Annotated in this window: 13 protein-coding genes and 1 pseudogene; 4 read left to right on the forward strand and 10 right to left on the reverse strand. The window is 44.0% G+C overall.

Features of this window, described 5'->3' with window-relative positions:
* Positions 1-24: 24 nt before the first annotated feature.
* The 4 genes from rlmA to gap form a co-directional block, all read right to left on the reverse strand.
* Entirely contained in the window at positions 25-861 is an 837-nt protein-coding gene (rlmA, locus tag KW548_07325; GenBank protein ID QXX07764.1) for a 23S rRNA (guanine(745)-N(1))-methyltransferase, read from the reverse strand.
* Positions 862-978: 117 nt separating this feature from the next.
* On the reverse strand, positions 979-3,015 hold the full coding sequence (locus tag KW548_07330; protein ID QXX07765.1) for a methyl-accepting chemotaxis protein: 2,037 nt from the start codon (positions 3,013-3,015) through the stop codon (positions 979-981).
* Between the two features lie 243 nt (positions 3,016-3,258).
* Positions 3,259-4,143, reverse strand: a complete 885-nt coding sequence (locus tag KW548_07335) for a D-hexose-6-phosphate mutarotase (GenBank protein QXX07766.1) — start codon at positions 4,141-4,143, stop codon at positions 3,259-3,261.
* Positions 4,144-4,298: 155 nt separating this feature from the next.
* Entirely contained in the window at positions 4,299-5,294 is a 996-nt protein-coding gene (gene gap, locus KW548_07340) for a type I glyceraldehyde-3-phosphate dehydrogenase (GenBank protein ID QXX07767.1), read from the reverse strand.
* 336 nt (positions 5,295-5,630) lie between these two features.
* Here gap and msrB point away from each other — a divergent pair, with 336 nt between their 5' ends.
* A complete protein-coding gene (gene msrB, locus KW548_07345; GenBank protein ID QXX07768.1) occupies positions 5,631-6,035 on the forward strand; it encodes a peptide-methionine (R)-S-oxide reductase MsrB in 405 nt (134 codons plus the stop codon).
* A 53-nt stretch (positions 6,036-6,088) separates the two neighbouring features.
* Here msrB and KW548_07350 read toward each other — a convergent pair whose 3' ends face one another.
* Positions 6,089-6,910, reverse strand: coding sequence for a DUF2989 domain-containing protein (locus KW548_07350; GenBank protein ID QXX07769.1), 822 nt, complete (start codon positions 6,908-6,910; stop codon positions 6,089-6,091).
* 107 nt (positions 6,911-7,017) lie between these two features.
* Between KW548_07350 and KW548_07355 the strand changes: the two genes are divergently transcribed.
* Positions 7,018-7,305, forward strand: coding sequence for a DUF1315 family protein (locus KW548_07355; protein ID QXX07770.1), 288 nt, complete (start codon positions 7,018-7,020; stop codon positions 7,303-7,305).
* 64 nt (positions 7,306-7,369) lie between these two features.
* Here the strand turns inward: KW548_07355 and KW548_07360 are convergent, their stop codons facing one another.
* The 4 genes and pseudogenes from KW548_07360 to KW548_07375 form a co-directional block, all read right to left on the reverse strand.
* Complete coding sequence (locus KW548_07360) at positions 7,370-7,864, reverse strand: YchJ family protein (protein ID QXX07771.1); 495 nt, start codon at positions 7,862-7,864, stop codon at positions 7,370-7,372.
* Between the two features lie 18 nt (positions 7,865-7,882).
* Positions 7,883-9,100: an HDOD domain-containing protein gene (locus KW548_07365; protein ID QXX07772.1), complete on the reverse strand. Its 1,218-nt coding sequence runs from the start codon at positions 9,098-9,100 to the stop codon at positions 7,883-7,885.
* Between the two features lie 77 nt (positions 9,101-9,177).
* Positions 9,178-9,911, reverse strand: a pseudogene (gene lpxH, locus KW548_07370) (UDP-2,3-diacylglucosamine diphosphatase).
* 56 nt (positions 9,912-9,967) lie between these two features.
* Positions 9,968-10,462, reverse strand: a complete 495-nt coding sequence (locus KW548_07375) for a peptidylprolyl isomerase (protein ID QXX07773.1) — start codon at positions 10,460-10,462, stop codon at positions 9,968-9,970.
* Between the two features lie 201 nt (positions 10,463-10,663).
* Between KW548_07375 and cysS the strand changes: the two genes are divergently transcribed.
* Positions 10,664-12,046 carry a cysteine--tRNA ligase gene (gene cysS / locus KW548_07380; protein QXX07774.1) on the forward strand — a complete coding sequence of 461 codons (1,383 nt, stop codon included), beginning with the start codon at positions 10,664-10,666 and terminating at the stop codon, positions 12,044-12,046.
* Between the two features lie 65 nt (positions 12,047-12,111).
* Positions 12,112-12,690 (forward strand): thymidine kinase, encoded by a 579-nt coding sequence (locus tag KW548_07385; protein QXX07775.1) that lies wholly within the window; start codon positions 12,112-12,114, stop codon positions 12,688-12,690.
* A 90-nt stretch (positions 12,691-12,780) separates the two neighbouring features.
* Here the strand turns inward: KW548_07385 and infA are convergent, their stop codons facing one another.
* The gene (gene infA / locus KW548_07390) at positions 12,781-12,999 is read right to left on the reverse strand and encodes a translation initiation factor IF-1 (GenBank protein ID QXX07776.1); all 219 of its coding nucleotides are present in this window, start codon (positions 12,997-12,999) and stop codon (positions 12,781-12,783) included.
* Between the last annotated feature and the right edge of the window lie 14 nt (positions 13,000-13,013).

Raw genomic sequence — 13,013 nt, forward strand, 5'->3', positions numbered from 1 at the left:
ATAACTCAATCTAAATGAGAATTATTATCTAAATGCTGAATTTGGCTGTTTGCAATAGATACGAATCATAAAATCTGCCTCGCATTCAAATAACTTAGCTGATTTTAGAGAATCACGCAGTTCCTCACTCGCTTTCCAGGCAAAAGGTGTCATCTGAAGCAAGTCGTCCGCATCACCATCCTGCAAAGGCATAGTATAGGACAGCTTGAGAGAGTCTTGGAGGACAAACCCATCGATATTTTCTGGCTCTTCACTATGCAATCTGACGTCTTGGTAGAGGTGCTCACGAAGTTGGTAAAGGTGACGGGCCGCAGGTGTGACTGTGATCACGACACCGTTGTGATTGACGACTCTTGCTAGCTCTTGTGGTTTGCAAGGGGCGTAGATACGCAATACGGCATCTAGACTGCCGTCTGAAAAAGGAAGGCGTGTACTCGATGCCACGCTGAAAGAACAGTTGGTGTAGCGCTTAGACGCATAGCGAATCGCTACCTTAGATATATCGATGCCATAAGTCACTGCCTCTGGGTGTTGTACTGAAAGTTGTCTCGCGACCTCTGTGGTGTAATAACCCTCACCACAACCAATATCAAGTAACTGGTGCTGAGTGCCCTCAAGGTATTGAGCACAGACTTGAGCCACTTTGTCTTTCAGCGGGCGATAGTAGTCTTTCTCTAAAAAACGACGGCGTGCTTGCATCATCTCTTTATTGTCGCCCGGATCTTTGGAACGCTTATGCTGAACAGGCATCAAGTTGACATAGCCTTCTTTGGCTAAGTCAAAAGCATGATTGTTCTCACAGCGAAAGGTGTGGCCAATGAGCGACAGGCTTTGATGACATAAAGGACAGGTATAAGACATAAGGATCTCAGGATGACAAAAAGAGCGCGAATTCTAACAGGAACCGAGTTTTGAGACTAGCATGGCAAAGATAACACTGCGGAAAAAGGGGCAGAATATATCTGCCCCTTTTTGTTATTAATTGAAGAAGTCGACTTGCTGTTTTAATGAGCTGGCTTGCGTCTGCAGCTCTTCGGCACTTTGAGCCGTTTTAGCGCTAGTGGCTCGACTTTCACGGTTCAATTCACTGATAGAATTGGCGTTGGCGGCAATTTCTTGCGATACGTTTGCCTGTTCTTCAGAGGTTGCGGCTATGGTATCCGCCTGCATGGCAATAGATTGGACTTGCGATGCAATGGCCTCTAATGCTGACCCTGCTTCTTGAGCCTTATCGAGCACTTGATTTGCATTACTTTGGCTTTGCCCCATCAAATTGACCGCGTTGACTGTAGAGGACTTTAATTTTTCGATAATGGTGACTACATCCTGAACAGACGTTTGTGTCCGATGCGCTAAAGTACGTACCTCATCGGCGACAACGGCAAAGCCTCGACCTTGCTCCCCCGCTCGTGCTGCTTCAATCGCTGCATTTAAAGCGAGTAGGTTGGTTTGCTCAGCGATTTCATCAATCATCTTGGTAACGGTTTGGATAGCTTCACTGTCTTTATTGACCTGCTCTATGGCTTGCGCGGAATTGTCCAGTTGATCGTTAAGCTGCGCGACATCAATGCATACCCCTTCTACTTTTTCCAACCCTGACTGACTGTCTTCGTTGGTGAGGCGGACATTCTCGGCAATCGCTTCGACTTGCTGTGCTACCGACTGTGCTGACGAAGCCATTTCCTCAATAGCGGTTGCAACTTGCTCAACCTGTTGTTGTTGGATGTCAGATTGGCCGAGGTTTTGGTTGGCATCCTGAGATACGCTTCGTGACGCGTCTTGAACAGCATCACTTGTAGAACGGATTTCGCTAACCAAGGAATTCAATTGCCCCGCCATATGGGCGACGCCATTATTCAGGTTGATGATTTCATTGTTGGATGTTTTACCTGTCGCAGGGATCTCTAGGCTGACCTCACCTTTCGCGAGACGAGTCATGTATCCGTTTAGTATCGTCAGTGGCTTGAGGTTACGGTTAAGAAAAACGGTTAAAATGACGAAGGTGCCCAGAGCGACTACGGTTGCGATCGTGATGATCAGCTTGAGTAAAGTATCACTGCCTTTGGTGACTTCTTTGATGAATGTTCCGCCTAGCAACTTCCAGTTCCAACCAGGAACTTCTGTGTAGACGAGGTATTTCTCTCCAACATTGCCCTGATATTCATATGGGTAGCGGATCAGGCCACTTTTCTGTTCGAAAATTTGATGAAAAGGTTTGTTGCCATCATAGTCGGCGATTTCCATGATCGGCGCCGTGTTTTCGTCATGAACAGGATGGAGCAGGTAATGGCCTAAATTGTCTTCTCTATTGTCCACCACGACAGTGTAACCCGTATCGCCCCATTTGATAGAGCGCAACGAGTTAAAGAGATCTTGTGTTGCTTGCTCAACAGGCAGACCGATGAATGTAATACCTATCACCTTATTCTCTGCATTCTTCAATGGTGCATAGTAGGTAATGTAGTTCTCACCGAATAGTTTGACCTGAGCATAATAGGGTTGACCGCTAATGAGCTGGTTGTAACCAGGGTGGTCTTTACCTAATGTACTGCCCACGACACGATTGCCTGACGGGTCCTTGAGTGAAGTGGATATACGAATAAAGTCGCCATCAAAAGGAGCAAATAGAGTGGCCACTGCCCCCGTATCACGGGTAAAGCTGTCCACCAGTTTTGCATCATTGATCAAGCTTTCACCGTACTGAGTGACATTCACAACTTGTTGACCGTTAAAGTCGACGGAGTAGTCTTCTACGTAAACGCCTGCAAGATAACCATTCCTAAAGGTAGACTCCAAAACTTTTGCGGTATGCAGGTAGGCATTAAATTGTCCAGCAATAGTCATTGCCATGGCTTCGACTTCAGTTTGATGACCTTTGAGTGTGTTATCAAGCAGTACTTTGGATGCATTTCGATAAACAAGCGTCGCGGTACCTACGAAGGAAACGAGCAAGCAAAGCAGTATGACCAACTTCAACTGAAAGCCAACACTTTGGTTTTTGAATTTTTCGAACATTGTTTCATTATCCTCTCTTTGGAGACGTGTCTTATCGCTGACAATAGTGATCCAGTTGTCATTCAATCGTGATGATAACAACTTGTTTAAAGGTGATAATTGATTCTTATTAACTATTTAAGTAATTAGAAGGTTAAAGAATGTGCGTTGAACAGCGTGTGTAGACTAAAAGACCTGATGGCGAGAGAAATAATTTCGAGCGAGGTCGTGCATTGCAGGCCTCATGGCCTGCAGTGAAAAGAGTTATCGAGCTGAGATTGTCGTGATCAGTTGGTGTGATTCACCAGGTTGAAGTGTTTTTCCAAGGTCGATATTGGGTGCATGCAGTGTCGATTCCACACACAGCATAGTAAGGTAGCCGTCATCGGACATATCCGGCATAGATTCAGCACCTTGTGCCCATGGATTCCATAATACAGCCGAGTTGTGGCCTTGGTTCTCCACGCTTAGTATTCGATCCAACACTGGATCTTTAACTAAAATTTGCGCTTCTGGCTGAGTGTAAACACGGTCTATAGTATCAGTAAGTTGAAGAACCTTGTCCCCTTGACAGATTGCACCTGCTTTTAGGCTATCGATGTATTCAGGGCCCATCCCAGTAGTTTGTGCTTGTTTGATGTTGCCTACGTTAAGATACGTGTGCAATGCGCCTGAAAATTCCCAAGGTTTCGTATCAGTATTGGTGACGTCGAGCGTTACTTTAAGCGCGTTGCTGACTTCTACTATTAAACGCGCATCAAATTTATGCGGCCAGATTGATAGCGTTTGCTCTGAAGGTTTCAGTCCGAGCTCAATCACAACGCCTTGTTCATTTTCACGATGTTGTAGCAGTGACCACTCATTGTTACGAGCAAAGCCATGTGCAGGCGCAGCAATGCGGCCAAACCAAGGCCAGCAAATTGGAATGCCACCACGAAGCGCTGCCTTACCATCGAAAATGGCGCTGTCGCTCATCCAAATCAGATCTTCTTGGCCTACTGGCGTGAACGATACGACATGTCCACCGTGCAGCGCGATGCCTGCCGTTGCTTTTTCATGAATCACGCGGACGACTTTTACCTGATCAACTTCAACGATAGTGATGTTGTCAGATAACACGGTCAGGGCTGGGAGAGTGTTTAAATCCATGTGTAGTTTCCTATCGCTGGGGAGAGCTTTTCGACATATTTCGCACATTATATGCAATGTCGAGTTTGTATTACTAAAAGTCTAGATACAAAAAAAGGCGACTCTAGAGCCGCCTTTTCTTTAACGAAGTTATTCGCTAATTGCTAACTATCTAATTACTTAGAGATGTGAGCGATTAGGTCTAGAACTTTGTTTGAGTAACCGATTTCGTTGTCGTACCAAGATACAACTTTAACGAAGTTATCAGTTAGAGCGATACCAGCTTTAGCATCGAATACTGAAGTTTGAACTTCGCCGATGAAGTCTTGAGAAACAACTTGGTCTTCAGTGTAACCTAGAACACCTTTAAGCTCGCCTTCAGAAGCTTCTTTCATCGCTGCACAGATAGCTTCGTAAGATGCACCTTCTTTTAGGTTAACGGTTAGGTCAACGACAGAAACGTTAGCAGTTGGTACACGGAAAGCCATACCAGTTAGTTTGCCGTTGAGTTCTGGAAGAACAACGCCTACCGCTTTAGCTGCACCAGTTGAAGATGGGATGATGTTCTGAGAAGCACCACGACCACCGCGCCAGTCTTTAGCAGAAGGACCATCTACCGTTTTTTGAGTTGCTGTAGTAGCGTGAACTGTAGTCATAAGACCAGATTCGATACCGAACTTGTCGTTAAGAACTTTAGCGATAGGCGCTAGACAGTTAGTTGTACAAGAAGCGTTAGAAACGATGTCTTGACCAGCGTAAGTGCTGTCGTTAACACCCATTACGAACATTGGAGTTGCGTCTTTTGAAGGACCAGTTAGAACAACTTTCTTAGCACCAGCAGTGATGTGCTGACGTGCAGTCTCGTCAGTTAGGAAGATACCAGTTGCTTCAGCTACAACGTCAACACCGATTTCGTCCCACTTAAGGTCAGTTGGGTTACGCTCAGCAGTAACACGTACAGTCTTACCGTTAACGATTAGGTTACCACCTTCAACTTCAACAGTACCGTTGAAACGGCCGTGAGTTGAATCGTACTTAAGCATGTATGCCATGTACTCTACATCGATCAGGTCGTTGATACCTACAACTTCGATGTCGCTACGCTCTTGTGCTGCACGGAATACGAAACGACCGATACGGCCAAAACCGTTAATACCTACTTTGATAGTCATTATAGTTGCTCCACAACTTAATTTCTGATTAAAGATAACTGGTAGTAAAATTACAGAATCCAGTCAAAATCTGCAACAGATAATCGGACTTAACTTGTTTAAAGTCAAAAAAAAGCGTCGCTTTTTTTCACAATCAGTCGTAATTGACTATCTTTTGAACGGATTATAGGTTTCTTGTTTAACCAGTTGACGTAAAATAGATCAAACGCTTTCACTTTTGATCAAAGTTTAAGCGTCCTTTTATGGATTCAAAGTATGTGCTACAAACAATAAATTGCGCAAGTTTTTGAGAAAAAAAGTCACAGTAATAGTGATTAATTCGGAGAAAAAGACAAAGTGGAACAGGATAATAAAAAAGTCATCAAACCCAATGAATACTGGCGTGAAAAGCTTTCTGAAGAAGAATATCGCATCTGTCGTGAGCAGGGAACAGAAGCACCGTTCACAGGTAAGTTACTGCAAAACAAGGAAACTGGGGTATATTCTTGTACCTGCTGTCAGGCCCCTCTATTTCAATCAGATAACAAGTATGATTCCGGTTGTGGTTGGCCAAGTTTCGATGCCCCTATTAATGATCAGGCTATTCGTTATTTGGAAGATCTAAGTCACGGAATGGTGAGAACAGAGATTAGGTGTGCAGCTTGTGATAGCCACTTGGGTCACGTTTTTCCTGATGGGCCAAAGACAACAGGTGAAAGATTTTGTGTGAATTCTGTGTCGTTAATTTTCAACAATTCTTAAAAAAGCGGTGATTAATTCACCGCTCATTGTTTAATCCTTTCATGTTGTCGACGCTAATTGAAGTTAGGAACCATGTCTCTTTGGTAACGGCCGCTATCGAGCGCGTTTTCAATATTGTCGGCAATATCATCGAGCTGTTTGTACTTGTCTTGGCTGAATCCATAAAGAATTTTCATTTCCTGCGCTGAGCCGATAATGGGAACGTCGAAGCGACTCGCCACCATCGCCCAAATGTAAGCTTGTTCTTTACGATTCTGTTGATAGGTAATACTAGCCAGTGTCTTAAAAATGTCCGTATTAAGGTTCTTGCCTTTACTCAGTTCGAGCGATTTGTTGAGTAAGCTTATTGTTTTCTCCAGATCACGGCTGGTATAAAAGGTAGCAAGTGCATACTGCATCTCAGGAGTGTCCAGAGCCGGAGTGCCTTCGAGTTGCAGGAAGCTTCTTTGTGCTTCGTCATCACCCGTTTGGCTCCAAAGGAAATAGAGGGATTCTGGAGAAGAAGATTGACGAATTCGCTCGACCAATTGTTCTAAGTCCTCCCCTGAGTTGATTAATGCATTGAATCGACGCTCTTTTAGTCCAGGCTGTTCAATAGGCTGTATCTGTGAGGCTAATTCAAGGCACTTCTTATAGGCCGCCAGATAGTGGTATTCGGCAATAATATTGCTGTCGGTCGGTTGTTTAAGCACATCATTACGATGCCAAATCAAGTCGGTTCTAGGTACACGGCACTGACCATCGTTCATATTAAGCCGTTCACATTGTAATCTGGGATTATCGGCGCATAGTTTGTCAGTGTTCTGACGATTTTCGAAACACCCTGATAACGCAATAGCCAGACTTAAGATTAGTAGCGCTCTTATATGATTCATAATTTGATTTGCTTGTGATCCGTTACACTTATTCTTGGGTGCAATCTTGACTAAGAATGCTATCCAGTTATGTTCTTTCCATCTCAGTTACAACTTAAGGATAGACCATGGACGCAGAGCAGTTAATTAATGCCATTACACCAGAGGCATATGAGCGTCTACTCTATGCTGTAGAAACGGGGAAGTGGCCTGAGGGTACACCACTTTCTCACGAGCAGCGAGATTCGTGTATGCAAGCTGTGATGTTGTATCAATCTAAGCATAACGCAGAAGCGCAACATATGACGGTGGCCCAAGGGGGCGAGATCAGTTTTAAGTCAAAAGCGGAACTGAAAAAGCAGTTCAAGCAAGATCAGCAAGATATTGTTCGAGTCAACCCAAATAAGGACGCTTAGTGTCCGACTAAGCTCTGATACGCAAAAGCAGGAAATTCATCCTGCTTTTTTGTTGCCTGACGGTTTAGCCGCAGCATTTCTTAAACTTTTTACCGCTGCCACAGATACAAGGATCATTTCGGCCGACTTTGAGTTGTTTTATGGTTTGATTGAGCCGTGGGTCAATATCGGGCTCTGGAAACGTGCCATCAATGTAGTACCACAAGCCATTCTCTCTTACAAAACGAGAGCGCTCTTCCAGGCAATGTTGTGTTTTGTCGTCGTTAAAATAAGCTTTAAAAGTGACGAAACCTTCGTTCGCATCTTTGCCTACTTCTGTATTGATGACTTCCAACTTGCACCAATCACTTTCTATCGATTGTTTAATTTCTTCGCGTTGTTCATTGGCATGACAACTTGGGTGATAAGTTTCTACTACATAATCGACCAATTGCTTAACGTGTGCGCTATAGCGAGAACGCATTAATTTTTCAGGCGTCGTGGCTTTAGAATGGTCGAGATGAATCGGCTCACAGCAATCGCTGTAGCGCTTTGCTGTCCCACAAGGGCAATATTGCATGATGGCTCCAATGAAACGCTATTTTGTTGATACTGAGAGAAGATCTGCGGTCCATTTAACGGAAGCGTTATAGCTTGAAATGATGTCTTTTGGATTTAAACCAAGAGACTCGCTAAGGTTGGATACCTCTTCCCATTCAGCTAACTCATACGCTTCGGTTAACATGAGAATACTGCCTAGTATGCCTGCATTCTTTGTCAATGCCAGCTTTACGGCCTCTTCGATAGGAATCTCGTTCACGATAAGATCCAATGGCTTGTCTAGAAGACTATCGAGCAACGAGAACATACCAGTAAGAAAAGCTTGTCCGGCACCAAGTTCTACTTGAAGCTTTTCTCCGATCAGCTCGCAGAAGCGGGCACGTTGGATAGACAACCCGTACAGATAGTCGGGTTTGCTATCTTGGCTCGATGCCAGCGAGACTAGAGAAATGAATTTGCGCAATTTATCCTCACCAAGATAAACCAAAGCCTGACGGAAAGACTGAATTTGTGTTTGTACTATGGCGGACGAATTGACAAAAGTCAGTAGTTTGTAAGATAACGACACATCTTTGCTGATGAGTGACTCAATGGTGTTGTAGTCAATATCATCTTTCGAAATTTCGGTTAAAAGTTGGATGATCGTCATGAAAGCGGGTTCCAACGCTTTTTTGCTGATTATCTCAGGCTTGCTGAAAAAGTAGCCTTGGAAATATTCAAATCCTGCTCTTTTGGCTTGCTCAAACTCTTCATAGTTTTCAACTTTTTCTGCTAAGAACTCAATATTTGAACCTTCAAGACTCATCATGAAAATTTTAGCTTTTTCTATCGGAACTAGTCGGATATCAAATTTGATGATTGAGATATAGGGGAGAAAGGCTTTCCACTCTTTACTCGGAACAAAGTCATCCAGAGCGATTTTATATCCTTCCTCAGCCATCTCTTTAATGGCTTGCAATAGTTCTTGTGTTGGTGCGCAATCTTCAAGAATTTCAACAACCATGTTGTCTTTGGGAAATAAAGTTGGGACTTTGTTAACTAAACTTTGGTAAGGGAAATTAACGAACCCAAGTTTGTCACCCAGAGTGTCGTAGTGCGTGTTGAGGAAGTGATCAGAAAGCAAACGACTGGTCGCGTGGTCCGGATCAACTTCAGGAAAGGTGTTCTTGGGCCCATCCCTGAACAAGAGTTCGTACCCTACCGTGTGTTTATCTCTACCCAGTATGGGTTGTCTGGCGATGTAAGAGTTTTTCAAAACCTAGTCCCAACGTCTTATTATTTGTTATGGAATTGGCCAGATTCCAATGAATAATTAAGAGTTTAGTCAGCTTCTTACATGGAAGTCTGAAATGGCCTAGCTTCCAACTTGAAGCTATTTTTAGCATAGACCAGAACTGAGCCTTGAGTGTACCAATCCCCTAAAACAATACGGGTTTTTTCTGAATTGTGCGTTTTGAACACATGCACATTAGGGCGATGTGTATGTCCGTGAATCATCAAATCGACATTATGGTCTGCCATGACCGCTTCCACTTCCGTTTGTGTCACGTCCATTATATCGAGCGATTTGGTTTGTTTGTCGGTATGAATATCAGATTGAACTTTCGAAACAATTTTCTTTTTAATGAACATTGGGATGCGGTTAAACAACCATTGTAGCCAAGGTTGATGCACTTTTTCTCGATACTGGAGATATTTTACATCCGCAGTACACAGTGTATCTCCATGCAAAACGACCGCTTTTTACCGTAGAGATCAATCACTGTTTCGTCACCTAGTAAGGTAATGCCAGTTTGTTTAGCGAAGCGTTTACCAACCAAGAAATCTCGATTGCCCTGGGTGAAATAGCAAGGTACTCCAAGAGACGTCAACAGTTTGAACTCGTGTCGGACTTGCTTAGCAAAGTCTGAGCGGTCATCGTCGCCAATCCAAAATTCGAACAGATCGCCGAGAACATACAAGGCGTCAGCATGAATCGCTTCTTCACGCATAAAGCGAATGAAGCAATCCGTGATATCTGGTGTAGTGGGAGAGAGATGGAGGTCTGATATAAATAATGTGGTCATAGTGTGTGAACCTGAAGGAACAACTAGGGAGAGCCAAATGCTCTCCCTAACAATCATTAATCTTCGATTGTGGTGCCTGTGATGACAACGTCTTCTAAAGGAACATCTTGATGCATGCCTTGTGAGCCTGTGCTTACCCCTTTAATTTGGTTGACGATATCCATGCCTTCGACCACTTCCGCGAACACACAGTAACCCCAACCGTCTAGACTTTCGCTGCGGAAATCTAGGAAAGTGTTGTTGCTCACGTTGATGAAGAACTGTGAACTTGCAGAGTGTGGTTCCATGGTACGCGCCATTGCAAGTGTACCTACTTTGTTGCTCAAGCCGTTGTTTGCTTCATTCTTGATAGATGCGCGAGTCGCTTTTTCACGCAGACCTGATTCCATGCCGCCACCTTGGATCATGAAACCATCGATAACACGGTGGAATAGCGTGTTGTCGTAGAAACCATCACGGCAGTACTGCAGGAAGTTCGCGCATGTTTCTGGTGCTTTTTCTTCGTTTAGTTTAACTTTGATGTCACCAAAATTAGTGTGAAGGGTGATCATGATGATGTCCTTTATTTATGACTTTGACTGAAAGTCTGAATTCTATATGAACTTTCACCACTTTTATACGTGAAAAGTTGCTCCATCTCGGTGATTAATCCACTTATTGATGGCTTTTTCAACATTTCAGGGATGACCTGATGCCAAGCATCTTGATATACTGAGGCACTATTTTTTCACCCAAATAATTAGATAGAGATCATGTTAAAGATTTATAACACACTCACAAGACAGAAAGAGGAATTCAAACCAATCAATGCTGACAAAGTTGGCATGTATGTCTGTGGAGTCACCATCTACGATCTCTGTCACATTGGTCATGGTCGTACGTTTGTTTCTTTTGACGTAGTGTCTCGTTACCTGCGCTATCTTGGCTATGATCTGACTTTCGTTCGTAATATCACTGATATCGATGACAAGATCATCAAACGTGCAAATGAAAACGGCGAGAGCTGTGACTCTTTAACGGAGCGCCTTATTGGTGAAATGCACGCTGACTTTGACGCATTGAATATGAAGCGCCCAGATGTTGAGCCTCGTGCAACGGAATACATTACGGAGATTATCGAACTCGTTCAAAAATTGATCGAGCGCGAATTTGCCTATGTTGCTGACAATGGTGATGTTATGTTTGAGATCGCCAAATATGGCGATTACGGCAAGCTGTCACGCCAAGACTTAGAACAGCTACAAGCTGGTGCTCGTGTTGAGATCGAAAGTGCTAAACGCAGCTCGCTAGACTTTGTTCTTTGGAAAATGTCTAAACCTGGAGAACCAACATGGGAATCGCCATGGGGACCAGGACGTCCAGGGTGGCACATTGAGTGTTCAGCGATGAACTCGTCAATCTTAGGCAATCATTTCGATATTCATGGTGGTGGCTCGGATCTTCAATTCCCGCATCACGAAAATGAAATCGCTCAGTCATGCTGTGCACACGATACTCAATACGTGAATACTTGGATGCACAGTGGCATGGTGATGGTCGACAAAGAGAAAATGTCGAAGTCGCTGGGTAACTTCTTTACCATTCGCGATGTCCTTGGTCATTATGATGCTGAAACGGTTCGTTATTTCTTAATGTCAGGACATTACCGTAGCCAGTTGAATTACAGTGAAGAAAACCTGAATCAGGCTCGCGCCTCTCTTGAGCGTCTATATACGTCACTTCGTGGCTTAGATATCACCGTACCTGCGGCTGGTGGTGAAGAGTACGTTGCACGCTTTACTGAAGCGATGAACGATGATTTCAACACGCCTGAAGCTTACTCGGTGTTGTTTGATATCGCTCGAGAAATTAATCGCATCAAAGCCGATAATCTCGAACAGGCTAGCGCATTAGGTTCACTGATGCGCGAGATGGCCGATGTCATTGGTATTTTGTACCAAGATCCTGAAGCTTTTCTGAAAGGTGATGCGAGCGATGACGATGAAGTGGCTGAAATCGAAGCGCTTATCAAGCTGCGTAATGATTCACGTGCAGCAAAAGATTGGGCCAATGCTGATATAGCTCGCGACAAGTTAAATGAGAAAGGAATCATTCTCGAAGATGGTCCGGAAGGGACTACTTGGCGTCGCAAATAACAGATCTTTCTAGGGCTGATTATTCAGCCCTTTTCTTTTTATCATATTTATACGGGTAGCAACCAGTGGCTCAGATGTACTTCTATTACTCTGCAATGAATGCGGGGAAATCCACCACTCTTCTTCAATCCTCTTTTAACTACCAAGAACGTGGCATGACGCCCGTGATTTTCACCGCTGCATTGGATGACAGATATGGGGTTGGTAAAGTGAGCTCTCGTATCGGTCTTCAATCAGATGCGCAATTGTTTCGCGCGGATACTGACCTGTACCAAGACATTATCGCGTTACATGAGGAAGAGAAGCGTCATTGTATCTTAGTGGATGAGTGTCAGTTCCTCACTAAAGAACAGGTATACCAGTTGACCGAGGTGGTGGATAAACTGCGTATCCCAGTTTTGTGTTATGGCCTACGTACCGACTTTTTGGGAGAGTTGTTTGAAGGCAGTAAATACCTTCTGTCTTGGGCGGATAAATTGGTAGAACTGAAAACCATCTGTCATTGTGGACGCAAGGCGAATATGGTCATTCGTACGGATGAGCACGGAAATGCGATTGCTGAAGGTGATCAGGTTGCGATTGGGGGCAACGATCGATACGTGTCGGTATGCCGTCAGCATTACAAAGAAGCGCTCGGTAAGTAAGAATTCCAATGCAATACAACAAAAAACGGAGCTTCAGGCTCCGTTTTTTGTTGTATTCGGCTAATTCGGATTGCGCGAGGCAATCAGAGATTAACGAGCACGGAAGACGATGCGACCTTTGGATAGATCGTATGGAGTCATCTCTACAGTTACTTTGTCACCAGTAAGAATACGGATGTAGTTCTTACGCATTTTACCAGAGATGTGAGCAGTAACTACGTGACCGTTTTCTAGCTCAACACGGAACATTGTGTTTGGAAGAGTATCAAGGACAGTGCCTTGCATCTCAATTACGTCTTCTTTAGCCATTTAATCCTCTTTTA

This window comes from Vibrio neptunius (genome assembly GCA_019339365.1).
GTDB classification, from domain to species: domain Bacteria; phylum Pseudomonadota; class Gammaproteobacteria; order Enterobacterales; family Vibrionaceae; genus Vibrio; species Vibrio neptunius.